Below are 25,085 nucleotides of genomic sequence, written 5' to 3' on the forward strand. Positions count from 1 at the left end.
GTGGGCGGGATTCCGGATCACGGAACACAGGCCCATACATTCGTAAAACAAAGCCCACGGCACGCCGTGGGCTTTATTGGCAGTCAGTCAGGCCGCGCCTTACTGAGGGGAAACTTCGGTTTTAGGTTTGCCGAAGTGCCACTCGTAGACCACGAACTTGAAGTCTTTCAAGTCGCCCTTGGCGTCGAAGCTCAGGTCGCCGGTAGGGGTCTTGAAGGTGCCGGCGTGGATGGCTTCAGCCACCTTGGCCGCGTCTTCGCTCTTGGCGTTGGTGATGGCGCCGGCGATGACTTCAACTGCGGAGTAGGAAGGGAATACGAAAGGACCGCTCGGGTCTTCTTTCTTGGCCTTGAACGCGTCAGCCAGGGCCACGTTGGCCGGGTCCTGGTCGAAGGATTTAGGCAGGGTGACCAGCAGGCCTTCGGAAGCATCCTTGGCGATCTGCGAAATGGAGTCGTTACCCACGCCTTCCGGGCCCATGAACTTGGCCTTCAGGCCTTTTTCCTGGGATTGGCGCAGGATCAGGCCCAGCTCAGGGTGGTAGCCGCCGTAGTAGACGAAGTCGACGTTGGCCTGCTTGAGCTTGGCGATCAGCGAAGAGAAGTCCTTGTCGCCGGCGTTGATGCCTTCGAATACGGCGACCTTGGTGCCTTTCTTCTCCAGGGTCTGCTTCACGGCGGTGGCGATGCCTTCACCGTACTGCTGCTTGTCGTGGAGCACGGCAACCACTTTGGGTTTCACGTGGTCGGCGATGTAGTTACCGGCGGCAGGGCCCTGGGCGCTGTCCAGGCCAATGGTGCGGAACACCATCTTGTAACCACGGGCGGTGATGTCCGGGCTGGTGGCAGCCGGGGTGATCATGATCACGCCTTCGTCTTCGTAGATGTCGGAAGCAGGTTGAGTGGAGCTGGAGCACAGGTGGCCGACCACGTACTTGACGCCATCGTTGACCACTTTGTTGGCGACTGCCACGGCTTGCTTGGGATCACAGGCATCGTCGTATTCAACGGCTTCGAGCTTCTTGCCGTTGACGCCGCCTTTGGCGTTGATCTGTTCGATGGCCATTTTCGCGCCACTGAACTGCATGTCGCCGTATTGGGCTACAGGGCCGGTCTTGGGGCCGGCGATACCGATCTTGATGGTGTCAGCTGCGAACGAATGGCTGGCAACCCCGGCCAGGACCATAGCGGCAAACAGTTTGGAAATCTGCTTAGTAGCCTTATTCATAGTGCTCCACTCTTACTGTTGTAATTTTTATAGTTCCGGCGGCCTTGGTCGCAGAACCGAATCAGATATTTCGTGAATACCCGTCGGAAAATGCCCCTGGCAACTGTACCGGTACAGTGTAGAGCGCCGGTTGTTCGCTTGAAAAGCTGGCTGCTGGGGGCAAAAACGCGGGGTGTCGCTTAATTGAAAGAAAAAGACAGATTTGCGGCGTGGCTTGCGCCCGGTTCGGCGTCAGTCCCTGGCGCTTCTGAGCTTCTCGATCGGTGTCGCGCTTGCTTCTGGGTTTTTCTGCCAGAGCCCCGACGTTATGATTGCGCCGATTTCATTTCTGGACAGTCCCATGACTCAAGAACCTAGCACCCTCTATGCCAAGCTGCTTGGTGAGACCGCATCTATCAGCTGGAAGGAACTGGAGCCGTTCTTCGCCAAGGGTGCCCTATTGTGGGTCGAGGCCGAACTGGATCTGATCGAGGCGGCCCAGGCCGTGGCCGAGAACCAGGCAGAAAAAGTGGCGGCCTGGCTGGCCGAAGGAAAGGTCGAGAAACTGTCTGCGACGCGGGCATCCGATCTGCTGGAACGTGATCCGACGCTGTGGGCGGTGGTGGTTTCACCCTGGATCCTGATCCAGGAAAGGGCATAACGCTAGAAGCGTGCACCGATAAGGGGCGGGTTTTTGTCGGACAAAAGTGTGTAGCCGAGTAACCGTGAATCCAGTGATGGCACCTTGCCGTAGAGAAAGGCCCCACGGGCTTTTCCCTCAGGGTGACGTTCACGGAAGGGGAACAGTTTCAAGCCCAGCCGACGAGCTGCTTAATTGTTTCGCGATGTGAGCAAATTGACCATTCGCCAGCCAGCCGGCTCCCACAGGACAGCAGGTTTTTCCCCGCCGTGCAGGAGCCGGCGCGCCGGCGAAGCCCTTCTTAATACGCGGTCTTGCCCGTGTGACTGTTGAGCGAGATGACCCGGGTCTTGCCGATACGGTGGCGGTAGATTTCCCGCAGGTACTTGATGGCCTTCTTCACGCAATCCCGGGACAGGCGGATGTCGTTGATCGAGACGAACTTGTCCTTGTCGTTGATCAGCTCGCGGTACTTCTTCTCGTACATCGGCTTGATCGCATACCAGTTGGTGTCGAGGATCTTCGCCGGGTTCTCGAATTCGTTGAGCAGATCGTCGATGCGGTCTTCATCGAACTGGTCACTGACGATGAAGTCCAGCACCGAGTTGTCCAGGGTGTCGTCGAAACGGTATGGATTGCGTGCAAAGCAACGCTTGATAAAGGCCACGATCAGGGTCAGGAAGTCGTCCGACAGGCACGGGCTCTTGGCGATCAGGGTGGTCAGCGACAGGTTGGCCGAAGCGCCGATCACCAGCGCGTAGCGCTTGAGGGTGGTGTTGGGGAACAGGCTGTTGAGGTGGGTCTTGAGCCGGTTCAGGTCCATGTAGGACAGCTTGTAGTCCTTGGGCAGGGACACGATCGATACCACCGACGAGCAGTTCTTGAAGAAGTGCAGGTCGTGCAGCGCCGCGGCGTCGTAACCCGAGGCCTTGTACTGCTCCAGGGCCGCGCGATAGCGCTTGGACTCGATCGGCAGCAGGCTGATGCCCTCGATGGCCTGGGTCACCTTGTTGAAGTGCGGCAGGTCGATGGAGCGGAAGAACAGGTCGTCGATGTTCAGGCGCTGCGGCTCTTTCTCGAACACCTTGAACTTGTCGCCGGTGGGCACCGGCTGCTCCGGCACCACGGATTCGGCGTAGGCGATCGCCACCGGGCCCGCCAGGCTCATGAACAGGTCGTTGGCATCCAGGCGGATGGTTTCGCCGATGTCGATGCCGGCCCGCCGGAAGTAGTTCTGGTCGTAGTCGGTGGTCACCGCCTGGGCGGTGAGGATGTTGAAGATCTGCTGGGAGATGTACTGGTTGGCGTGCTTCTCCATGGCGTTGACGTCGATGTTCTGGATGTTGCCGTCATCGCTTTCTTCGGCGTAGCGCATGATGTCGTTGGAGATCAGCATCATCGCGTTCCAGGGGCGGATCCGTCCCATGACGCTGGCTTCGCTGCTGTCTTCATTGTCGAAGTTGTAGGAGAAGTCCCACTCTTCCGAAAGGTATTTGCACAGCAGGCGGCCGGCGTTGATGTGCAGCGCCTCGGACATTTCGCTGCGATGGTCCGAAATGTTCGGTAGCACGCAGATGCCACTGGTGAAGATCGGCTCGAAGACGAAGGAGTGCCCGCTCTTGCTGTCGTGCTCGTCCATCGGCTTGGTGTCGAAGGTCTTGTTCATGTACGAGTATTGCTGGGCCAGGCCGAATTCCGAGGCCATGCCCGAGCCGGTACCACCGCCGGCACTGAAGATCGAGAAGTACAGGCGCGACTGGTTGGCCTTGATCCCGCAGGAGTCGATCAGGTACGAGTGGATCATCTTCCAGTCGGGGCTGGAGAAGCGCTGGGTGTCCTTGTTGAGGATGATCTTGGCCAGGTACTGGCCGAGGATCGGCGCGTTACCGGCGCCACCGGCGTGGACTTCCGAGAGGTCCATGATCTTCATCTTGCTGTAGTCGCGGATGAAGCCGCTTTTCTCGCCCTTGCGCGAGAAACGGATGCGCCCGGCAATGTCCTTGTCCAGGTCGCCGAGCATCACCAGCGGTTCCACCAGGAACACCGGCTTGCTGGCCTTGTTCTGGCCCAGGCGCAGGTTCTGGCGGATCCACTGGCCGGGGCTGTAGCCGCCTTCGTAGGCCTTGTCTTCGTTATTGAATTCGTTGAGGTAGAACTTGCGGGCGTTGTACACCAGTTCGGCCACATCCAGGGCGATGTTGGAGCCGCAGCGGCCCAGGCCGATCAGGCAGACTGACGGAAATTCCTGGTCGCGACGGTTGTCCGGCTCGCCTTCCAGGTGCGGTGGCCGCGGGAACACCGTGTCGCGCAGACCGTCGAGGTTGTCGAGGATGCGGTCGGTATTGGTTTCGGTGAAATACAGGTACTGCTGAGTCGACAGGGGGCGTGAACTGGACAATGGCTTCGGGTCTGAGGGGCTAGTTGTGGGGGAGGTCAGCGTCATCTCGGAGACTGCGTTGGCAGGTTTGTTTTTAGAAGTCATTGTGCGCCATATGCCTGGTCAGGTTGGCTCGTGGACGAGGTGTCGTCGAACCATCACGGAATGGGACCTCGTCGCTGCGTGGAGCGCGAATTTTGCCCAAGGCGTCAGGGTTTTTTCTGAGCGACGCTCGGGGGAATCCTTTCCTGAATCATGATGAATCGGCCAGTATTCGGTGATCTTTAATCAAATGAGGGCAATATGATGTCAGCGTTACCTTCACTCGGCTTTGCCGGAATCGGCCTGATGGGCTTGCCGATGTGCCGCCGGCTGCTGGCGGCGGGCTATCCGCTGACGGTGTGGAACCGCAACCCGGAAAAATGCGCGCCCCTGGTGGCTGCCGGGGCGCGACAAGTTGCCACGCCGGCGCAGCTGTGCGCCGATGCCGACCTGATGCTGATGTGCCTGGCCAATACCGAGGTGGTGCGCGAGGTGGTGTTTGGCCCCGAGGGTATCGCCCAGGGCGCCCGGGCCGGTCAGCTGCTGCTGGACCTGTCCAGCCTGGAACCCACGGCTACCCGGGAAATGGCCGCCGAACTGGCCGCAAGCCGCGGCGTGGCCTGGGTCGATGCGCCGGTGTCCGGCGGTACCCCGGGCGCCGAGGCCGGCAGCCTGGCCATCATGGTTGGCGGTGAGGCGACGGACGTCGAGCGGGTGCGGCCAGTGCTGCTGACCCTGGGGCAGCGGGTCACGCACATGGGGGCGGTGGGCGCCGGGCAGGTGACCAAGGCCTGCAACCAGATGATCGTCGCCTGCAACGCCCTGGTGATCGCCGAGGTGGTGGCCCTGGCCGAGCGCTCGGGGGTGGATGCGCGGCTGATCGCCGAGGCCCTGGCCGGTGGCTTTGCCGACTCGAAACCTTTGCAGATCCTGGCCCCGCAAATGGCTGAAAGCCGGTTCGAGCCGGTGAAGTGGCATGTGCGCACCCTGCTCAAGGACCTGGATGGAGCGGTGAAGTTTTCCCGCGAACAAGGCTCGGCGACGCCGATCAGCGGATTAGCTGCGCAGTTGATGCGTCTGCATGGTGGGCAGGGCTATCTGGAAAAAGATCCAGCGACCCTGGTTCGCCTTTATCGGGACCCGGCGCCCGCGGATTGATCGGCGCGGCGTGGCGCTGGTCGAGCTCCTCCAGCACCCCGCGCAACTCCCGCAGCGGCACCGGATGGCTGAGCAGGTAGCCCTGCAGGTAGTCGCAGCCATGGTGCTGGAGAAACGCTTGCTGTTCCGGGGTTTCGACCCCTTCGGTGACCACCTGCAGGTGCAGGGTGTGGGCCATGATGATGATCGCCTGGACGATCTCCATGTCCTGGGTCGACTTGGGGATGTCCTGGATGAACGAGCGATCGATCTTCAGGGTGTTCAGGGGCAAGCGCTTGAGATAGGCCAGGGATGAGTAGCCGGTGCCGAAGTCGTCGATCGACAGCGACACCCCCAGCCCGCGGATCTGCTTGAGCAGCGCCAGGGTGCTGGCAATATTGCCCATCAGGGCGTTTTCCGTGACTTCCAGCTCCAGCCGCTGCGGCGCCACCTGGGCCTGGCGCAGGGCGCTTTCGATCTCCCCGGCGAGCTCTTCGCGGGTCAGGTTCAGGGCCGAGCAGTTGACCGCGATCTTCAGTTCGCCACCGCCATGGCGCGACAGGTAGGCCAGGTCCGCGCAGGCCTTGCGCAGCACCCAGTTGTCCAGCTCGGCGATCATGCCGTTGGCTTCGGCAATGGAGATGAAGCGATCCGGGGTCAGCAGCCCATGTTGCGGGTGCTGCCAGCGGATCAGGGCTTCGAGCTTGGTGACCCTGCCGCTCTTGAGGTCGTAGATAGGTTGGTAATACAGCAGCAGGCCCTGGTCGTCGCGCAGGGCGTTGCGCAATTCCTCTTCCAGTTGCAGTTCCAGGGTGGCCCGGGTCTTGAGGTGGGAGTTGAAGAAATGCAGGCTGTTGCGTCCGCAATCCTTGGATTGATACAGGGCCAGGTCGGCGTTCTTGAGCAACTCCTCGCAGGTCTTGCCGTCATCGGGGAAGACGCTGATGCCAATGCTGGTGGTCATCACCATGCGCCGCCCTCCCAGTTCGATCGGCTCCTTCATTTTCTGCATGATGCGCTGGGCCATCTGCCGGGCTTCTTCGCGGTCGTACAGATTGATGAGGATGCAGAACTCGTCGCCGCCCAGGCGTGCCACCACGTCTTCATGGCTGCGGGTGGAGCTCTTGATGTGCCCGGCGATGACTTTCAGCAACTCGTCCCCGGCATCGTGGCCGAGGCTGTCATTGATGCGCTTGAAATGGTCGATGTCGAGGAACATCACCGCCAGCATGCCGCCAAAGGTGGTTTTCTCGATGAGCTTTTCGGCGAACAGCTGGTTGAAGCCGCGGCGGTTGATCAGGTTGGTCAGGGCGTCGTAGTGGGCCACCTGCTGCAGGGAAACCCGGGCCTGGTCCAGTTGCGAAAGCAGGGCATTGACCCGCCGCAGGTCCCGCTCCTTGTGTTGCAGCTTCTTGTCGGCCAGGGCCGCGCTGATGCCGCTGCCGATGATCAAGAGCACGATCGCGCTCAGGGTCAGGCCCAGTTGCAGATGCCCGTCGGATGTCGCGGGGGCGGGCAGGCTGCCGGCGGGCAGCACCAGGGTCATGGCCCAGATGCCGGTGAAGTGCATGAGCACGATGGCAGCGCCCAGCACCAGGCTGCTGGCGTACTTGAGCAACTGGTGGAACATACCGCTGCCTTCGCGCAGGTGACGGGACAGCAGCAGCGCCGCCAGGCTGCAGGCGATCGCCACCAATACCGACAGCGCCATCAGTAAGGGGTCGTAGTACAGGCTGGCGCTGCTGCGCATGGCCGCCATGCCGACGTAGTGCATGGCGGCGATGCCCAGGCCGATCCAGATCGAAGCAACGCCATAGCGCCACAGCGGCATGTGCGCGTGGCTCAGGGTGTTCATCGCCAGCCAGGCGGCGACCAGCGCGATCAGGAGCGACAGCAGGGTCAGGGGCAGGTCGTAGTGGATCTGCAGCGGCGCCTCGAACGCCAGCATGGCGATGAAGTGCATGGCCCAGATCCCCCCGGCCAGGCAGCAGGCTCCGACCCAGCGCCACAGGCGCTGGCTGGCCGGTCGTTCGGCATGACTGACACGTTCGGCCATGTCCAGGGTGGCGAAGCTGGCGGCACAGGCTACCAGGTAGGCCAGAAGCACCAGAACCGGGTTGTGGGTGCAATGCAGGACCACTTGCCCGGCCTGAGGAAGCTCGGTAATGAAATGCACGCCCAGCCAGTCCATAGCCTGCCCATCTCTGAGTCATCTGAGGTCGGCGGAGCCGCGCGCCAACGAGTGCTTGGAGTATAGAAGGCACCCGCTGGCTGCAATGGGAGGTGGCACGCTGCTGCTAATGATTTGCTTATGGGCTCTATCGCCAAAGGTGCTAAGCGCTTTCCTCGTACCAGGGCTCGGTGTCCGCCGGTTCCAGGGGGGCCAGGCCGAAGGCGGCGCGGGCGGCGTCGCAGTCGCTGTTGGGCTGGCCGTCGGTCCAGGAAGCCTCGAACTCGCGGCACGGGCTGGAGCGCTGGTCATAGATCGAACAGCTCACACCCTGGCCGACCTCGCCTTCAAGGGCGATGCAGCGGGGGGATTTGCAGTCGGTTCCGAGCATTGCCACCCGGCTGGGGCTGATGCTTTGCACCAGCTCGTCGGGGACAGTCCCGCCGGATGAGGCGCATTCGCCCCAGAAAAAAGACACACGAAAGTATGAACAGCAGGCACCGCAATTCAGACACGGACTGGCTTCGGACATTGGCGTATTCGATGGGGGAGGGGTTGATAAGGGGGGCTGGCAAGGCGGCTATTCTAGGCTTCGCATCGGCCTTGGGAAGGGGGGGCGCAAGGTATTTTTTCGGCCTTGGCCAAGCCCTTGAAAAGACTGGGAAAGGCCCGGGTAGCGGGGGCTGTGGCGAAGTTCGGGCGGCTTGTTCCGGGGAGCCGCAAGTGCCATCCCCGCGCCTGCCTGCGATGCCTTGGTATCAGGCTGGCGAATGATTACAGACAGCGTGGGTGCGGCTGACTAGATTGCAGCTTCCAGGCCCGCTCGCGTCTGGCCCAATAACAATAAAAGAGATCGATCCATGGATAATTCGACTCAAGCGGCAAATGCCTGGCGCATTCTGTTCCTGTTGTTTTTGGCAAACCTGTTCAACTTCTTCGATCGCACCATCCCCGCCATCATCATCGAGCCGATCCGCATGGAATGGCACCTGAGCGACTTCCAGCTGGGGATCATCGGCACCGCCTTCACCATTGTCTATGCCATTGCCGGCTTGCCCCTGGGGCGCCTGGCCGACACCGGCTCGCGCAGCAAGCTGATGGGCTGGGGGCTGGCGGTGTGGAGCGGGCTCACCGCGGTCAACGGCATGGTCGGCAGCTTCTGGAGCTTTTTGCTGGTGCGCATGGGCGTGGGGATTGGCGAGGCCAGCTACGCCCCGGCCGCCAACTCGCTGATCGGCGACCTGTTCCCCGCTCACCGCCGGGCCCGGGCCATGGGCATCTTCATGCTCGGCCTGCCTCTGGGGCTGGTGCTGGCGTTCTTCACCATCGGTGCCATGGTCAAGGCCTTCGACAGCTGGCGGGCGCCGTTCTTCATTGCGGCGGTACCAGGGCTGGTGCTGGCGGTGTTCATGTTCTTCATCAAGGAACCCAAGCGCGGCGCGGCGGAAACGGTGAAAGTGGCCCAGGTGCGGATTGACCGGCCCATTCGCCGGGTGCTGGTGATACCGACCTTTCTCTGGCTGACTCTGGCCGGGCTGACTTTCAACTTCGCCACCTATGCCTGCAACTCGTTCCTGGTGCCGATGCTGCAGCGCTACTTCCTCATGCCCTTGCAGGAAGCCGCCATGGCCACCGGGCTGATCGTCGGGGTGACCGGCCTGGTGGGCCTGACCCTGGGTGGCTGGATCGCCGACAAGATTCATCAGCGGGTAGCCAATGGTCGTTTGTTGTTCGCGGCCTGCAGCCTGATCATCTCGACCCTCGCCACCGGGTGGGCACTGCATGCCGGGCGGGTGGAGGTCGGGGTGTTCGTCGCGGTATTCAGTGTCGGCTGGCTGTTTGCCTACAACTTCTATACCTGCGTCTATACCGCCCTGCAGGATGTGGTCGAACCGCGCTTGCGCGCCACCGCCATGGCCCTGTTCTTCGCCGGCCTGTACCTGTTGGGGGGCGGCCTGGGGCCGGTGGTGGTGGGGGCGCTCTCCGACCACTTCGCCCATTCGGCAATGTATGCCGCAGGCGCAGAGCTGATGACCGAGGAGTTCAAGGCCATCGGTCTGCACGACGCGATGTACCTGATTCCCGTGGCCCTGTTCCTGACCCTGCTGTTTCTGTTCCAGGCAGCGCGCTGTTTTGTCCGTGACGCCCAGCGGATGAAAGAGGGGCTGGCCTGTGGGAATGCCGCTGATGCCCCAGCAGAGGTGAGTCTGCCGGCGATCAACGATGGTGCAGTGAGCCGCTAGGGCGCGTTGCTGCATTGGCAGGCGACAGGCAAAAAAAAGGCCCGCACAGTGCGGGCCTTTTGTTCAGTGCTGACAACCGGGCTATCAGCCCGCCACCAGCACCCGGATCGCTTCCAGGCGCAGGGCGGCTTTTTCCAGCATGGCCAGGCCCTGTTCGCGCTGTTGACGCAGGGCCACCAGCTCGCTGTCACGGACAGTCGGGTTGACCGCCTGCAGCGCGGTCAGGCGCGCCAGTTCTTCGTCGGTGTCGGCTGCCAGGCGGCGTTGCGCCTCGGCCACGCGTTCGGCGTGACGCGGTGCGACCTTGGCTTCGCCGGCGTTGATCTTCGGCGCCAATTGATCGCGCTGGGCCTGGATGAACTTGTTGGCGCTGGCCTTAGGCACGCTTTCCAGCTGGTCGTTCAGGGTCTCGAAGGCGACCCGCGCCGACAGGTCGTTGCCATTGGCGTCCAGCAGGCAGCGCAGGGCAGCCGGCGGCAGGTAGCGGCCCAGTTGCAGTGAGCGCGGGGCGACCACTTCACTGACGTACAGCAGCTCCAGCAGCACGGTGCCGGGTTTGAGCGCCTTGTTCTTGATCAGCGCCACGGCGGTGTTGCCCATGGAGCCGGACAGCACCAGGTCCATGCCGCCCTGCACCATGGGGTGTTCCCAGGTGATGAACTGCATGTCCTCGCGAGACAGCGCCTGGTTGCGGTCGTAGGTGATGGTCACGCCTTCGTCGTCGCCCAGGGGGAAGCTGGCGTCGAGCATCTTCTCGCTGGGCTTGAGGATCAGGGCGTTTTCCGAATGGTCCTCGCTGTCGATGCCGAAAGCGTCGAACAGGGTTTCCATGTAGATCGGCAGGGCGAACTGGTCGTCCTGTTCGAGGATCGCTTCCACCAGGGCGTCGCCTTCGCCGGCACCACCGGAGTTCAACTCCAGCAAGCGGTCGCGACCGGTGTGCAGCTCGGCTTCCAGGCGTTCACGCTCGCCACGGGCTTCGTCGATCAGCGCTTGCCACTCGCCGTCATCGGCATTCTCCAGCAGCGGCAGCAGGCGCGGGCCGAACTGATGCTGCAGGGCGTTGCCGGTCGGGCAGGTGTTGAGGAAGGCGTTCAGGGCTTCGTGGTACCACTGGAACAGGCGCTCTTGCGGGCTGGTTTCCAGGTACGGCACGTGCAGTTCGATCACGTGCTTCTGGCCGATCCGGTCGAGACGGCCGATACGCTGCTCCAGCAGGTCCGGGTGCGACGGCAGGTCGAACAGCACCAGGTGGTGGGCGAACTGGAAGTTGCGGCCTTCACTGCCGATTTCCGAGCAGATCAGCACCTGGGCGCCGAACTCTTCATCGGCGAAGTAGGCGGCGGCACGGTCACGTTCGAGGATGTTCATGCCCTCGTGGAATACCGTGGCCGGGATGCCGGAGCGCACGCGCAGGGCGTCCTCCAGGTCCATGGCGGTTTCCGCGTGGGCGCAGATCACCAGCACCTTGGTGCGCTTGAGCATTTTCAGCTGGTCGATCAGCCACTCGACCCGCGGGTCGAACTTCCACCAGCGCTGTTCGTCATCGCTGACGTCGGGCTGGGCCTGGAAGCTGACTTCCGGGTACAGCTCGGCGTGTTCGCCCAGGGGCAGCTCCAGGTATTCGTCCGGGCATGGCAGCGGGTAGGCGTGCAGCTTGCGCTCGGGGAAACCCTGCACCGCGGCGCGGGTGTTGCGAAACAGCACGCGGCCGGTGCCGTGGCGGTCCAGCAGTTCACGCACCAGGCGTGCGCTGGCTTCGCTGTCGCCGTCGTTGACCGCGGCCAGCAGGGCTTCGCCTTCGTTGCCGAGGAAACCGTGGATGGTCTTGTGCGCCTCGGGAGACAGGCGGCCTTTATCCATCAGTTCCTGCACGGCTTCGGCCACCGGGCGGTAGTTCTCGCTCTCGGCGCGGAAGGCCGCGAGGTCGTGGAAACGGTTCGGGTCCAGCAGGCGCAGGCGGGCGAAGTGGCTGTCCTGGCCCAGTTGTTCCGGGGTTGCGGTCAACAGCAGCACGCCGGGAATGGTCTCTGCCAGCTGTTCCACCAGGGCGTATTCCGGGCTGACCTGGTCTTCGTGCCACACCAGGTGGTGGGCTTCGTCCACCACCATCAGGTCCCAGCCGGCGGCGAACAGCGCGTCCTGGGCCTTCTCGTCGTCCACCAGCCACTCCAGGGCCACCAGGGCCAGCTGGGTGTCTTCGAACGGGTTGCTGGCATCGCTTTCGATAAAGCGTTCTTCATCGAACAGTGCCACTTGCAGGTTGAAGCGCCGGCGCATCTCTACCAGCCACTGGTGCTGGAGGTTTTCCGGTACCAGGATCAGCACCCGGCTGGCGCGACCCGAGAGCAGTTGGCGATGGATCACCAGGCCGGCCTCAATGGTCTTGCCCAGGCCCACTTCGTCCGCCAGCAGGACCCGCGGCGCGATGCGGTCGGCGACTTCACGGGCAATGTGCAACTGGTGGGCGATGGGTTGGGCGCGCACGCCACCCAGGCCCCAGAGCGAGGACTGCAGCTGGCGGCTGGTGTGTTCCAGGGTGTGGTAGCGCAGGGAGAACCAGGCCAGCGGGTCGATCTGCCCGGCGAACAGACGGTCGCTGGCCAGACGGAACTGGATGAAGTTCGAGAGTTGGGTTTCCGGCAGGGTGACGGCTTCGTTCTGCCCGTTGAGGCCGTGGTAGACCAGCAGGCCGTCGACATCATCGACTTCCTGTACGGTCATTTTCCAGCCTTCGAAGTGGGTGATGCTGTCACCCGGAGAGAACCTCACGCGAGTGAGGGGCGCATTCCGTAGCGCATACTGGCGGGTGTCGCCAGTGGCCGGATAGAGCACGGTCAGCAAGCGACCGTCCTGTGCCAGAACGGTGCCTAAACCCAGCTCGGCTTCGCTGTCACTAATCCAGCGTTGCCCCGGTTGATACTGCTGCGCCATGCTGCCTGACTCCCGCTTTGAAAAAGCCGACTATCTTAACGGAACGACGCTTCCAGTCCAAAGAACTCTGATCAATCCCCTGGATTAAAAGGTAGCGTACGGCGTGCATTCGTCGGGTGGCGGGGCACTATCGGCTGACGACTGGGTCACAGTTTTGCGACCGATGGCTCAAGTCGCCCATGCCGCAGCCGACAGCCTGCCGACAGGAGACCAATAATATGCTGCCACCGATGCTCCCCTTGAGTGCCGTGCCGATCACCGCCCAGCAGGATCCGATCCGCCAGCGACCGGACATCCCGCCTGTGGTACCGGTGCAGGAAAGCTCCAACGAAAGCACCATCGACCTGCAAAAGCGCGACCCCGAGGAGTCCGCCCTGCTGCTGCGCGAGGAACAGCGGCGCCAGCAACAGAAGCAGCGCCGTGAGCGTGAGGCCGAGGACGACCCCGAAGAGCACCTGGCAGTGCCCGGCGATGAACTGAACGCCGACAACACCGTGCCGGTGGTGCCGTTGATCGAAGATGCTCCGCGCCAGGGCCTGTGGGTGGATGTCGAGGTCTAGGAGCGCTTGTTCCCCGCCAGTTCCCCGAGGGCCTGCAACAGGCGCTCGATTTCCTCTTGTGTATTGAAGTAACTCAAGGCGATCCGGGCAATGTTGCCCAGGCCTCGGGCCTGCATGTCCAGTGGTGTGTAGTTGACGCCATTGGCGCCGATATTGATGCCGCGCCGCGCCAGTTCCTCCTTGAGTGCCAGCCCGTCCCAACCTTCGAGAGTGAAGGCGATCAGGCCCGATTGCTGCCCCGGGCTGCCCAGGTCCTGGAGTTGCAGGCCGGGCAAGCGCTGCAGCTTCTTGCGCAGCGGCTCGCTCAAGGCATTGATCCTTTGCGCAATGGCGGCCACGCCGATGCTTTCGAACTCCTGCAGGGCATTGGCCAGGCCAGCCAGCAGAACCATCGACACTTCACTGGTTTCAAAGCGCCGGGCATCGTTGCGCAGAGCGAAGCCCTGGCCGTCCCAGGGCGCCGACAGCACGTCCCGCGGCAGCGGATTCAACTGCTCGAGGAAGCCGGGCCTTATATAGAGCAGGGCCGTGCCTCGCGGGCCGCGCAGGTACTTGCGCCCCGCGCCCTTGAGCACATCGCAGTTGAGCGCCTGCACGTCGCAGGGCACCTGCCCCAGCGCCTGGCCGGCATCGATGAAGTAGGGGATGCGCCATTGGCGCGCCAGTTGGCCGATGGCTGCGGCCGGGTTGATCAGCCCGCCATTGGCCGGTAGCCAGGTCAAGGCGATGAGGCGTACCCGGGAGTCGAGCATGGACTCCAGGGCCGGGACTGAAACCGCACCGTGGCTGTCACAGGGAATGACTTCCAGCTGCGCGCCGGCGGCCACGGCCGGGGCCATGCAGGCCAGGTTGCCGGCCCATTCCTGGCGCCCCACCAGGATCCGGTCGCCCGGCTGCCAGGCGGGCAGGGCGTTGAAGGCCATGCCCCAGGCCGCCGAACCACTGCTGGTAAAGGCGATGGCTTGCGGGCAGGTGTTGAGCACTCGGGCGGCGGTCTGTCGCGCCTGCTCCTGCAACTGGGCGCCGGCGCCGGCCGCTTCCATCGGCCCGCTGTGGGCCTCCCGCTGCAGTTGCCCGGACATGGCGTCCAGGGTGCCCTGGCTGGGCAGGGACCCCCCGGCATGGTTGAAGTGACAGACCCGGGTGCAACCCGGTGTGGCCGCCCGTAGCCGGGCGATGTGGTCCGGGTTCAGGGGCATCACGGCTTGAGCTCGAAAATCCCGTCGACCTCCACGGCGACGCCGGCAGGCAGGCTGGCGACGCCCACCGAAGTGCGGGCATGCCGGCCTTTCTCGCCCAGGGCATTGACCAGCAGGTTGGAGGCGCCATTGGCGACCTGGCCATGGCCCTTGAAGTCGGCGCTGGCGGCAATGAACACCCCCAGCCGGCTGATGCGTTGCAGCCTCGACAAGTCGTCCCCCAGGGCCGCCGAGAGTTGCGCCAGCAGGGCCAGGGCCGCCAGTTCCGCGGCCTGGGCACCCTGCTCGATGCTGAGGTTGTCACCGAGCCGGCCCAGCAGATGGGGATGCTGCTCTGCTTGCGGTGTTTGCCCGGAGATGAACAGCAGGTTCTGGCTCTGGGCATGGTTGACGTAGTTGGCGATCGGCTGGCCGGGGATCGGCAGTTCAAGACCCAGTTGTTGCACTCGTTGCTGCAGAGAGTCGCGCATGGCAAGTCCTCGAATGGAAGGCTTGCAGCATCGGTGTTCAGGCTGGGGGCGACAAACGGATAGATCTAATCCGACGTATCTGAATTTTTCATGGGTCGCTCCCTTGCTCCAGCAGCCATTGGGCGAAGCACTGCACCGCCGGATTCGCCGGACCTTCGGCGGTCACCAGCCAGTAGCCGATCTGATCGTTGTGCAGAGCCGGGAGGTCGAAGGCATCCACCAGGCGGCCCTGGGCAAGGTGGCGCCGGATCAACTGGCGGCGGCCCATGGCGATGCCCTGGCCGGCCACCGCCGCTTCCACCACGATGTTGTAGTCGTGGAGCATGACGCTGGGGTGAGGGCTGAGGTCGACGGTGTTCTGCCTGCTCCAGTCGTCCCATTCAAAGGGCCGGTGGGAGCGGGCCATCAGCAAGGTGCCGTTGGCCAGGGCTCCGGCCTTGAACTCGGGGCTGCACACCGGTGACAGTTGCTCGGCGAGAAAGCGTGTGGCCTGGACGTTGGGCCAGTGGCCCTTGCCATAGCGAATGGCCAGGTCGACCTCGGCACCGGCCACATCTGCCAGGTTGATGGCCGGTTGCAGCTCCAGCTGGATCTGAGGGTGGCGGCGGCTGAAGTCCGCCAGGCGCGGCGCCAGCCACAAGGTGGCGAAGGAGGCCAGCAGGCCGATGCGCAGAACCTGCGATGGCTCTGCTGCCAACAGCGTCCGGGTGGCTTCGGCGATCTGCTCCAGGGCCGGCTGGATCTGTTGGTAATAGCTGGCGCCGGCGGTGGTCAGGTCGATGGCCCGGGTGCGTCGTACAAACAGCGGCTGGCCCAGGTGCTGTTCGAGTTTGTGCACTTGATGGCTGACCGCGCTCTGGCTGACGCACAGTTCCCGGGCCGCCTTGCTGAAACTCAGGTGCCGGGCCACGGCCTCGAAGGCGCGCAGGGCCAGCAGCGGGGGCAGGTGCTTGGGCATTTCCACATGCGGTTTCCTGTGGGGAGGGGCGGCCATTGTGCGGATAAAAAGTCTTCCCGGCAGCGACTTTATTGCAGTCGCCTTGGTCTGATCACTGGTCAGGTGCGGCGCCACGTCGCATTATTGGCACATTCGCCAGGGCCGCCCGCTGCTTCAAGGCGTGCGGCCGATATAGACCATGAGTGATGCAAGCCAAGCCATGAATCAAGACGACAAGCTGATCGACCTGAACGCCGAGCGTGCCAAGCGTGTGCATGATCTCAATGAAAAGCGCCTGAACGAAGTACGCCAGGCATTCGAGCACGCCATGCCCTTGGGCAAGGCCAAGAAAAAACCGAAAAACAAACCGAAAAAGCGCTGATCTGGGCGCTTTCTGTTGATGCAAGTCACTTATTCCCCCTTCCTCGCGCCCAGTCATGGGCGACATTGACCCCGGTCAATTTCCCCCGCCTCCCGTTTGGTTAACTTAGCCCCATCGCAACAGGGCAAGAGCAGGAGGCCAGTCATGTTTTTCGACAATGTGGTGATCGCCGGAGTGCTGACTGTCGGCCTCATGGTTCTGTTTTTCGCAGGGTTTGGATTCTTTATCTGGAAAGACGCGAATAAGCGCAAGAAGCCTTAAGTCTTTCCAGGGCAACGAGCACGCAAGGCATTTTGGGCAACTTCGGTTGCCCTTTTTTTTGCCTGCAAGAAAGCTCAAGGCATAAAAAAGGTGCGTCCCTGGGGACGCACCTTTTTTGTTGCCGGCTGGGGTATCAGGTACCCAGGATCTTGGAGGCTGCCCAGAACAGGCCGGCGGACAGGGCCACGGTCGCCGGCAGGGTCAGGACCCAGGCCAGGAGGATGGTCCGTACCGTTCCGCTCTGCAGGCCGCTCTTGTTGGCGACCATGGTCCCGGCCACGCCGGAGGAAAGTACGTGGGTGGTGGAAACCGGCAGGCTGAAGATGTTCGCCAGGCCGATCAGGCCGGCGGCGGTGATCTGTGCCGACATGCCCTGGGCGTAGGTCATGCCCTGCTTGCCGATCTTCTCGCCAATGGTCTGCACTACGCGCTTCCAGCCGATCATGGTGCCCAGGCCCAGAGCCAGGGCGACAGCCAGGATGACCCAGAACGGTGCGTATTCGGTGGTGGCGGTCAAGTCTTTGCGCAGCTTGTCCAGGTCGGCCTTTTCACGGGCCGAGATGCCTGGCAGCTTGCCGACCTTTTTCGCGGTGTCATCCAGGCAAAGCAGGTAGCGACGCACTTCGATGCGGCTTTCCGGCGACAACGAATGGTAGTCGGAAACGCCCTTGAGGCTGCTCAGGAGCGCGGCGATGGTCGGTTCGGTTTGCTGCGGATTGCAGCGGAACTTGCCCGGCAGGTCGTCTTTCACGCTTTTGCCCAGGGCCAGGAACTCACCCAGGGACTCGTGATTGCGCTCGTAGAACTGGCTCAGGTGCAGGGTGGCGTCGCGGGTGCGCTCGATCTGGTAGGTGGTGCTGTTGAGGTCCATCACGAACTGGGCAGGCACGATACCAATCAGTACCAGCATGATCAGGCCGATGCCTTTCTGGCCGTCGTTGGAGCCGTGCACGAAGCTCACGGCCATGGCCGAGATCACCAGTACCAGGCGGTTCCAGAACGGCGGGTGCTTCTTGTCATCGACCTTGCGGCGCTGTTCCGGAGTCTTGTGCATCTTCGAAATCGGCCGCCACCATTTCAGGCCGATCAGTACCAGCGCTGCAATAATGAAGCCCGCCATCGGCGAGAACACCAGGGAAGCGCCGATGTCGATTGCCTTCTGCCAGTTCACGCCATCCCCCAGGGGGATGTCGCTGAGCAGGGCATTGGCCAGGCCGACACCGAGGATGGAGCCGATCAGGGTATGGGAACTGGAGGCCGGAATGCCGAAATACCAGGTGCCCAGGTTCCAGGTAATGGCCGCGGCGAGCAACGAGAAGACCATGGCCAGGCCGTGGCCGGTGTTGACGTTGATCAGCAGCTCGACCGGCAGCAGGTGGACGATGGCATAGGCCACGCCAACCCCGCCCAGCAGCACACCGAGGAAATTGAACACACCGGAGAAGAACACGGCCAGGTGCGGCGGCATGGCCTTGGTGTAGATAACAGTGGCAACCGCATTTGCGGTGTCATGAAAGCCGTTGATGAACTCGTAGGCGAGGACAAAAGCCAGGGCGAGCAAGAGGCTCACAAGCACCCAAGCATCCAGTCCGCTGAATAAATCGATCATGAAGGTTTTCTGACCCGGTCATAAGGGGGCGCGATTATGCCAGAAAACCCCGCTAATCAATGCACAAGGTGCTCGCCGGTAACATTCTTCAACGAAAAAACTGACCGGGAGCAGAGTTTTCGCACATACCCCTCAAACACGGCAAGCCATTGAGTTTATTGGGCACGAGCGGTCAATCCGATGGCCTGGGCGCGGAAATCAGAGGGTTAAAACGCGTGTATGAAATTTCAACCAAAGGGCTTGCCCGGTAGCCTCTCTCGCTGTGGATGGGCGAGATGGCCATGGGCCCGGGGTAACGAGCATCAATGGTCTGCCTGGCCGCCGGGATGATCGGGCGGGCAAGTAGAGCAAGCCCTGAATGAGTCAGGCTGCCAGCATTACGGCTGTTCGGCCTTGAGCTCTTTTTCCATCTTTTGCAGTTCTTGGGTGAAGGCCTGATCGAGAATACTGGCGCGTTTGCGCCAAGGTTTGCGTTCAGGTTCCGGCTGGGCGGCATAACGGGTGATCTCGCCGCCGTAAACTTCCTTGTAACGTTGCTCCTGGCGCTCAAGTTCCGCGCGCAGTTCATCTTTCGTCACAGTGTTACCTAATTGAGTGAAGGTCCAGTCCGGTGCGACGCATTGCTTGCGGGCATCTACGCGGAGCTGAAGTCAGTGCCAGTCTGGCCTTGACTTCGAGTCTCTCAAGCGTGCCGTTAATTGCATGCGGCCACGTCACCGGATGAAAACAACTGTCGTAGCAACAGTGTTGTTGGTTGCAAGCGGGCTGGCCGAATCTGGTTAGGGGTCAAGCGCTTGCGGCAGGTGACCGATTACCGTCTCAAGTCACCCGAGAGAGGAGCATGGGGCAACTGACTCCACATTCCTCACTCCGGCAGTATAGCTTCGGCGAAGAATAACTCTATGGGTGGCAAGTTTAAAATGACCAACTTTATTGTGAGCGTTTTGTGACACAAAAGTTCTAATCATTTCCTACACGAGGAAAGCCTGATTCTTACTCCGCTGGTACAAGTCTATATGGGGAGTCTGCATCTTGATGCAAGTGGTCGGTTGCAAAAGACTCGGGATAACCGGGCATTCCACTGGTGATTATTACTATGGTTTTTTGCAATAAACCCACGGGCTCACTGCCGCGGATGCCAGGCTTGGCGGATTGCGATTATCGGCCGATGGTTCGATAATCGCCCAATGTTGCCGGCCCCAGCTTGTGCTTCTTCGCCAATACGGCTTGTAATACCGAAGAATTTCGTCGCAGAGAGCCTGAAATGAACGATCAGATGCGTAATTCCTTTACCTCAGTGGCCCCGCCGATCGTGGCGTCTGCGGCAAAGAGGATTCAGGCGTTGACCGGTGACCCGGATTTCATGACCTCTCTGGCCCGGGGCCTGGCGGTGGTGCAGGCGTTCCAGGAGCGCAAGCGGCACTTGACCATCGCCCAGATCAGCCATCGCACGGAAATCCCCCGGGCTGCGGTGCGCCGTTGCCTGCACACCCTGATCAAGCTGGGTTACGCCACCACCGACGGGCGTACCTATTCATTGCTGCCCAAGGTGCTGACCCTGGGCCACGCCTATCTTTCGTCGACGCCTCTGGCGGTCTCCGCCCAGCCCTACCTGGACCGCATGAGCGAGCAACTGCACGAGGCGTGCAACATGGCCACCCTGGAAGGCGACGACATTCTCTACATCGCCCGTTCCGCCACGACCCAGCGGCTGATCTCGGTCGACCTGTCTGTCGGCGGTCGCTTGCCAGCCTATTGCACCTCCATGGGGCGCATCCTTCTCGCGGCCCTGGACGATTCGTCGCTGCACGAATACCTCGACCATGCGGACCTGCAAGCCAAGACCAGCCGCACCCTGCACACCCCGGAAGCCTTGCTGGAGTGCCTGCAGCAAGTGCGCCAGCAGGGCTGGTGCATCGTTGATCAGGAACTGGAGCAGGGCCTGCGCTCCATTGCGGTACCGGTGTATGACGCTTCCGGCCAGGTGCTGGCGGCGCTGAACGTCAGTACCCACGCCGGGCGGGTCAGCCGTGCCGAGCTGGAGCAGCGCTTTCTCCCCGGTTTGCTGAGCGCCAGCCGCGATCTGAGCGCGCAGTTGTTTGCTTAAGCTGTTCGATAAACGCACAGATACGCCTTTGGCGAATTGACGCTGTTTCCCCTGGCTCATTAATGTCGCGGCAGCGTCATCGGCGGCAAGCTGGCATCTTCGCCCGCCGCTGGTGGCCCGCCCAATAATAAAGAAGAGGCCAACACTCATGAGCACGCTTTCCCTGCGTCGTTGCCGCGACCGTTCCTGCCGTCCCGCTCGCATCGCCTGATATCGCCACCCCTTTAGTGACCTGATCAGCCCTGGCGGCCTGTGCTCGCCTGCGTTTTAGCGTGGAAATAACAACAATGAACCAACCCCAATCCGCTGTAGGGAACTGCCTTGATGTGCAGTCCTTCATCAATGCCCAGCCGCTGTCCCGTTACCAGTGGCGCGTGGTGATCCTGTGTTTCCTGATTGTCTTCCTCGATGGCCTGGACACCGCGGCCATGGGCTTCATCGCCCCGGCGCTGTCCCAGGACTGGGGCATCGACCGCGCCAGCCTCGGCCCGGTCATGAGCGCTGCATTGATCGGCATGGTCTTCGGCGCCCTGGGCTCCGGCCCCCTGGCCGACCGTTTCGGCCGCAAGGTGGTGCTGGTGGGGGCGGTGCTGCTGTTTGGTGCCTTCAGCCTGGCTTCGGCCTACAGCACCAACGTCGACCAGTTGCTGGTCCTGCGTTTCCTTACCGGCCTGGGCCTGGGGGCGGGCATGCCCAACGCCACCACGCTGCTTTCGGAATACACCCCCGAACGCCACAAGTCGTTGCTGGTGACCAGCATGTTCTGCGGTTTCAACCTGGGCATGGCCGGCGGCGGTTTCATTTCCGCCAAGCTGATCCCGGCCTTCGGCTGGCACAGCCTGCTGCTGATCGGCGGGGTCCTGCCGCTGATCCTGGCTCTGGTGCTGGTGCTCTGGCTGCCGGAGTCCGCGCGTTACCTGGTGGTGCGTAATCGCGGCACCGACAAGGTGCGCAAGACCCTGGCGCCGATTGCCCCGGCCATAGTCGGCGAGGCTGGCAGCTTCAGCGTGCCGGAACAGAAGACCGTGAAGGCGCGCAACGTGTTCGCGGTGATTTTCTCCGGCACCTATAGCGTCGGCACCCTGTTGCTGTGGCTGACCTATTTCATGGGGCTGGTGATTGTCTACCTGCTCACCAGCTGGCTGCCGACCCTGATGCGCGACAGCGGGGCGAGCATGGAACAGGCGGCCTTTATCGGCGCCCTGTTCCAGTTTGGCGGCGTCCTCAGCGCGGTGGCCGTGGGCTGGGCCATGGACCGTTTCAACCCGCACAAGGTGATCGGCTGTTTCTACCTGCTGGCTGGGGTCTTTGCCTACGCCGTCGGGCAGAGTCTGGGCAACATCACCCTGTTGGCCACCCTGGTGCTGATCGCCGGCATGTGTGTCAACGGTGCGCAATCGGCAATGCCGTCGTTGGCCGCGCGCTTCTACCCGACCCAGGGGCGTGCCACCGGGGTCTCCTGGATGCTTGGCATCGGCCGTTTCGGCGCCATTCTCGGTGCGTGGATGGGAGCGACCCTGCTGGGCCTGGGCTGGAACTTCGAACAAGTGCTGACTGCCCTGGTGATTCCGGCGGCCCTGGCCACCACTGCGGTGGTGATCAAGGGCATGGTCAGTCACGCAGACGCGACCTGAGCGCGGACTACCCTGTAGCCGCTGCCGCAAGCTGCGACCGGGCTCGAAGGGCCCGCTGCTCCTGAAGGGCGCAGAGGGTTCTTCGAACGTTATCCTCGCCCGCGGCAGCGGCCCCAGAAGGCCGGCAGGGCTGTTGCGGGGTTGAGGAAAAGCAATCGATAGCCCTGCAACAATCTGTTCGATAATCGAACGCTCAGTCGATTATCGGATTGTTTGGGGTTTGGCCCCGGCTTAATCTTCAGTCACTGCGGCGCGCCCAGAGCGCCTTTTTCTCCAGTCGCTGAATAACAATCGGGAGACCCCATCCATGGCTGAAATCCTTTCGCTGCACGACGCGGTGAAGCAATTCGTCAACGACGGCGACACCGTCGCGCTCGAAGGCTTCACCCACCTGATTCCTACGGCCGCAGGTCATGAAATCATCCGCCAGGGCAAGAAAGACCTGACCCTGGTGCGCATGACCCCTGACCTGATCTACGACCAGTTGATCGGTGCCGGTTGCGCTCGCAAGCTGATTTTCTCCTGGGGGGGCAACCCGGGCGTGGGCTCCCTGCACCGCCTGCGCGACGCCGTGGAAAAGCAATGGCCACAGCCCCTGGAGATCGAGGAACACAGCCACGCCGACCTGGCCAACGCCTATGTTGCCGGCGCCTCGGGCCTGCCCTTTGCCGTCCTGCGGGCCTACGCTGGTTCCGACCTGCCCAAGGTCAACCCCCTGATCAAGACCGTGACCTGCCCGTTTACCGGTGAAGTGCTGGCGGCGGTGCCTTCGGTGCGCCCGGACGTCACGGTAATCCACGCGCAGAAGGCCGACCGCAAGGGCAACGTGCTGCTGTGGGGCATTCTCGGGGTACAGAAAGAGGCCGCCCTGGCCGCCAAGCGCTGCATCGTCACCGTCGAGGAAATCGTCGACGACCTGAACGCGCCGATGAACGCCTGCGTACTGCCGACCTGGGCGCTGAGCGCGGTCTGCCATGTGCCTGGTGGCGCCCATCCGTCCTACGCCCACGGCTACTCCGAGCGCGACAACCGCTTCTACCAGGCCTGGGACCCGATCGCCCGCGACCGTGACGCGTTCACCGCCTGGATCAACGAATACATCCACGGCAGTGCCGATTTCAGCGAATTCCAGGCCAAGCTGGCCGCAGCTTCGGAGGCCCAGTAATGACCTACTCCACCAATGAAATGATGACCGTGGCCGCGGCCCGTCGCTTGCAGAACGGCTCGGTGTGCTTCGTCGGCATCGGCCTGCCGTCCAAGGCCGCCAACCTGGCACGCCTGACCTCATCACCGGACGTGGTGCTGATCTACGAGTCCGGCCCGATCGGCGCCAAGCCCAGCGTCCTGCCACTTTCTATCGGTGACGGCGAGCTGGCGGAAACCGCCGACACCGTGGTGCCTACCGGCGAGATCTTCCGCTACTGGCTGCAGGGCGGGCGCATCGACGTGGGTTTCCTTGGCGCGGCCCAGGTTGACCGTTTCGGCAATATCAACACCACCGTGGTCGGCGACTACCACCGGCCCAAGGTGCGCCTGCCGGGCGCCGGCGGTGCTCCGGAGATCGCCGGTTCGGCCAAGAGCGTGCTGATCATCCTCAAGCAATCCTCGCGCTCCTTCGTCGACAAGCTCGACTTCGTGACTTCGGTCGGCCACGGCGAAGGCGGCGATTCGCGCAAGCGCCTGGGCCTGCCAGGGGCGGGGCCGGTGGGGATCATCACCGACCTGTGCATCATGGAGCCGGAAGCCGGTACCCACGAATTCATCGTCACTTCGCTGCATCCGGGCGTGACCCGCGAGCAGGTGGTGGCCGCCACTGGCTGGGCGATCCGCTTCGCCGACCAGGTGGCCGAGACCGCAGCACCCACCGAGGTTGAACTGACCGCCCTGCGTGACCTGGAAGCGCGCACCGCCGCGGCCCATGGCCAAGCCCCTGGAGAAGCCTGATGCGCGACGTATTCATCTGCGATGCCATTCGCACCCCCATCGGCCGTTTTGGTGGCGGCCTCTCGACAGTGCGCGCTGACGACCTGGCGGCGCTGCCGATCAAGGCCTTGATGGAGCGCAACCCCAGCGTGGACTGGAGCTCCGTGGACGAGGTGTTCCTCGGCTGCGCCAACCAGGCCGGCGAGGACAACCGCAACGTGGCGCGCATGGCTCTGCTGCTGGCGGGCCTGCCGGACAGCGTGCCCGGCGTCACCCTCAACCGTCTCTGCGCCTCGGGCATGGACGCCATCGGCACGGCGTTCCGCGCCATTGCCAGCGGCGAGATGGAGCTGGCGATTGCCGGTGGCGTCGAGTCCATGTCCCGCGCGCCCTTTGTCATGGGCAAGGCCGATACCGCCTTTTCGCGCAACATGAAGCTGGAAGACACCACCATCGGCTGGCGTTTCATCAACCCGCTGATGAAGGCCCAGTACGGTGTGGATGCCATGCCGCAGACCGCCGACAACGTGGCGGATGACTACAAAGTGTCCCGCGCTGACCAGGACGCCTTCGCCCTGCGCAGCCAGCAGCGTGCCGCGGCGGCCCAGGCCGCCGGTTTCTTCGCTGAGGAAATCGTTGCGGTGCGCATCGCCCACAAGAAGGGCGAGACAGTGGTGGAGCAGGACGAGCATCCCCGTGCCGACACCACCCTGGAAGCCTTGGCCAAGCTCAAGCCGGTCAACGGCCCGGACAAGACCGTCACCGCCGGCAATGCCTCCGGGGTCAACGACGGTGCGGCGGCGCTGATCCTGGCCTCGGCCGAAGCCGTCAAGAAACACGGCCTGACCCCGCGTGCGCGAGTACTGGGCATGGCCAGCGCCGGGGTTGCGCCGCGGGTCATGGGCATCGGCCCGGTGCCGGCAGTGCGCAAGCTGATCGAGCGCCTGGGCGTGGCGGTCAGCGACTTCGACGTGATCGAACTCAACGAAGCCTTCGCCAGCCAGGGCTTGGCGGTGCTGCGCGAGCTGGGCCTGGCGGACGATGCGCCCCAGGTCAATCCCAACGGCGGCGCGATTGCCCTGGGCCACCCCCTGGGCATGAGCGGTGCGCGGTTGGTGCTGACGGCTTTGCATCAGCTGGAAAAGAGCGGCGGTAAAAAAGGCCTGGCGACCATGTGCGTCGGCGTCGGCCAAGGGCTGGCGCTGGCTATCGAGCGCGTTTGACTGCCTGCCTTATATAAGAAGAGAACGAGGA

At 62.9% G+C, this 25,085-nt stretch carries 21 protein-coding genes; 11 read left to right on the plus strand and 10 right to left on the minus strand.

Annotation, left to right across the window (positions count from 1 at the left end; all coding sequences use genetic code 11):
- Nucleotides 1-99: 99 nt before the first annotated feature.
- On the minus strand, nt 100-1,227 hold the full coding sequence (locus BM382_RS14935; RefSeq protein WP_011059642.1) for a branched-chain amino acid ABC transporter substrate-binding protein: 1,128 nt from the start codon (nt 1,225-1,227) through the stop codon (nt 100-102).
- Between the two features lie 340 nt (nt 1,228-1,567).
- On the opposite strand from BM382_RS14935, the gene BM382_RS14940 reads away from it, so the two are divergent.
- Nucleotides 1,568-1,867 (plus strand): DUF2288 domain-containing protein, encoded by a 300-nt coding sequence (locus BM382_RS14940; protein WP_072443189.1) that lies wholly within the window; start codon nt 1,568-1,570, stop codon nt 1,865-1,867.
- A gap of 280 nt (nt 1,868-2,147) precedes the next feature.
- Here BM382_RS14940 and BM382_RS14945 read toward each other — a convergent pair whose 3' ends face one another.
- Nucleotides 2,148-4,328 carry a hypothetical protein gene (locus BM382_RS14945; RefSeq protein WP_011059644.1) on the minus strand — a complete coding sequence of 727 codons (2,181 nt, stop codon included), beginning with the start codon at nt 4,326-4,328 and terminating at the stop codon, nt 2,148-2,150.
- Between the two features lie 198 nt (nt 4,329-4,526).
- Here BM382_RS14945 and BM382_RS14950 point away from each other — a divergent pair, with 198 nt between their 5' ends.
- Nucleotides 4,527-5,423, plus strand: coding sequence for an NAD(P)-dependent oxidoreductase (locus tag BM382_RS14950; protein ID WP_015634414.1), 897 nt, complete (start codon nt 4,527-4,529; stop codon nt 5,421-5,423).
- Here BM382_RS14950 and BM382_RS14955 read toward each other — a convergent pair.
- Nucleotides 5,314-7,593, minus strand: a complete 2,280-nt coding sequence (locus BM382_RS14955; RefSeq protein ID WP_072443191.1) for a putative bifunctional diguanylate cyclase/phosphodiesterase — start codon at nt 7,591-7,593, stop codon at nt 5,314-5,316. The two genes, BM382_RS14950 and BM382_RS14955, sit on opposite strands and share 110 nt — an antisense overlap.
- A gap of 142 nt (nt 7,594-7,735) precedes the next feature.
- Nucleotides 7,736-8,104: a YkgJ family cysteine cluster protein gene (locus tag BM382_RS14960; protein ID WP_015634416.1), complete on the minus strand. Its 369-nt coding sequence runs from the start codon at nt 8,102-8,104 to the stop codon at nt 7,736-7,738.
- Between the two features lie 328 nt (nt 8,105-8,432).
- On the opposite strand from BM382_RS14960, the gene BM382_RS14965 reads away from it, so the two are divergent.
- Entirely contained in the window at nt 8,433-9,815 is a 1,383-nt protein-coding gene (locus BM382_RS14965; RefSeq protein WP_072443193.1) for a spinster family MFS transporter, read from the plus strand.
- Between the two features lie 84 nt (nt 9,816-9,899).
- Here the strand turns inward: BM382_RS14965 and rapA are convergent, their stop codons facing one another.
- Entirely contained in the window at nt 9,900-12,749 is a 2,850-nt protein-coding gene (gene rapA / locus BM382_RS14970; protein WP_015634418.1) for an RNA polymerase-associated protein RapA, read from the minus strand.
- 218 nt (nt 12,750-12,967) lie between these two features.
- Between rapA and BM382_RS14975 the strand changes: the two genes are divergently transcribed.
- On the plus strand, nt 12,968-13,309 hold the full coding sequence (locus BM382_RS14975; RefSeq protein WP_011059650.1) for a hypothetical protein: 342 nt from the start codon (nt 12,968-12,970) through the stop codon (nt 13,307-13,309).
- Here BM382_RS14975 and BM382_RS14980 read toward each other — a convergent pair.
- The 3 genes from BM382_RS14980 to gcvA form a co-directional block, all read right to left on the minus strand.
- Nucleotides 13,306-14,508 carry an aminotransferase class V-fold PLP-dependent enzyme gene (locus BM382_RS14980; protein ID WP_072443195.1) on the minus strand — a complete coding sequence of 401 codons (1,203 nt, stop codon included), beginning with the start codon at nt 14,506-14,508 and terminating at the stop codon, nt 13,306-13,308. The genes BM382_RS14975 and BM382_RS14980 overlap by 4 nt on opposite strands.
- The gene (locus BM382_RS14985) at nt 14,508-14,978 is read right to left on the minus strand and encodes a RidA family protein (protein ID WP_011059652.1); all 471 of its coding nucleotides are present in this window, start codon (nt 14,976-14,978) and stop codon (nt 14,508-14,510) included. The genes BM382_RS14980 and BM382_RS14985 overlap by 1 nt, the downstream gene beginning before the upstream one ends.
- An 88-nt stretch (nt 14,979-15,066) precedes the next feature.
- Nucleotides 15,067-15,936, minus strand: a complete 870-nt coding sequence (gene gcvA / locus BM382_RS14990) for a transcriptional regulator GcvA (RefSeq protein ID WP_072443301.1) — start codon at nt 15,934-15,936, stop codon at nt 15,067-15,069.
- A 178-nt stretch (nt 15,937-16,114) separates the two neighbouring features.
- On the opposite strand from gcvA, the gene BM382_RS14995 reads away from it, so the two are divergent.
- Together BM382_RS14995 and ccoM are read left to right on the plus strand one after the other, a co-directional pair.
- A complete protein-coding gene (locus BM382_RS14995; RefSeq protein WP_011059654.1) occupies nt 16,115-16,297 on the plus strand; it encodes a hypothetical protein in 183 nt (60 codons plus the stop codon).
- Nucleotides 16,298-16,441: 144 nt separating this feature from the next.
- Complete coding sequence (gene ccoM / locus BM382_RS32240) at nt 16,442-16,558, plus strand: cytochrome c oxidase subunit CcoM (RefSeq protein ID WP_015634423.1); 117 nt, start codon at nt 16,442-16,444, stop codon at nt 16,556-16,558.
- 133 nt (nt 16,559-16,691) lie between these two features.
- Here ccoM and BM382_RS15000 read toward each other — a convergent pair whose 3' ends face one another.
- Complete coding sequence (locus BM382_RS15000) at nt 16,692-18,167, minus strand: inorganic phosphate transporter (RefSeq protein WP_011059655.1); 1,476 nt, start codon at nt 18,165-18,167, stop codon at nt 16,692-16,694.
- A 377-nt stretch (nt 18,168-18,544) separates the two neighbouring features.
- A complete protein-coding gene (locus BM382_RS15005) occupies nt 18,545-18,745 on the minus strand; it encodes a hypothetical protein (protein WP_011059656.1) in 201 nt (66 codons plus the stop codon).
- A 686-nt stretch (nt 18,746-19,431) separates the two neighbouring features.
- Between BM382_RS15005 and pcaR the strand changes: the two genes are divergently transcribed.
- The 5 genes from pcaR to pcaF all read left to right on the plus strand — a co-directional run bounded on the left by pcaR (nt 19,432) and on the right by pcaF (nt 25,054).
- Nucleotides 19,432-20,274, plus strand: coding sequence for a pca regulon transcriptional regulator PcaR (pcaR, locus tag BM382_RS15010; protein ID WP_011059657.1), 843 nt, complete (start codon nt 19,432-19,434; stop codon nt 20,272-20,274).
- Nucleotides 20,275-20,561: 287 nt separating this feature from the next.
- Entirely contained in the window at nt 20,562-21,908 is a 1,347-nt protein-coding gene (locus BM382_RS15015) for a 4-hydroxybenzoate transporter PcaK (RefSeq protein WP_011059658.1), read from the plus strand.
- Nucleotides 21,909-22,215: 307 nt separating this feature from the next.
- Entirely contained in the window at nt 22,216-23,073 is an 858-nt protein-coding gene (locus tag BM382_RS15025) for a CoA transferase subunit A (protein ID WP_072443197.1), read from the plus strand.
- On the plus strand, nt 23,073-23,852 hold the full coding sequence (locus BM382_RS15030; protein WP_011059660.1) for a CoA-transferase subunit beta: 780 nt from the start codon (nt 23,073-23,075) through the stop codon (nt 23,850-23,852). The genes BM382_RS15025 and BM382_RS15030 overlap by 1 nt, the downstream gene beginning before the upstream one ends.
- The gene (pcaF, locus tag BM382_RS15035) at nt 23,849-25,054 is read left to right on the plus strand and encodes a 3-oxoadipyl-CoA thiolase (RefSeq protein WP_170866331.1); all 1,206 of its coding nucleotides are present in this window, start codon (nt 23,849-23,851) and stop codon (nt 25,052-25,054) included. The genes BM382_RS15030 and pcaF overlap by 4 nt, the downstream gene beginning before the upstream one ends.
- Nucleotides 25,055-25,085: the final 31 nt, after the last annotated feature.

Origin of the sequence: Pseudomonas sp. NFPP25, assembly GCF_900116505.1 — a bacterium.
In the GTDB taxonomy this organism is placed as follows: Bacteria; Pseudomonadota; Gammaproteobacteria; order Pseudomonadales; family Pseudomonadaceae; genus Aquipseudomonas; species Aquipseudomonas protegens.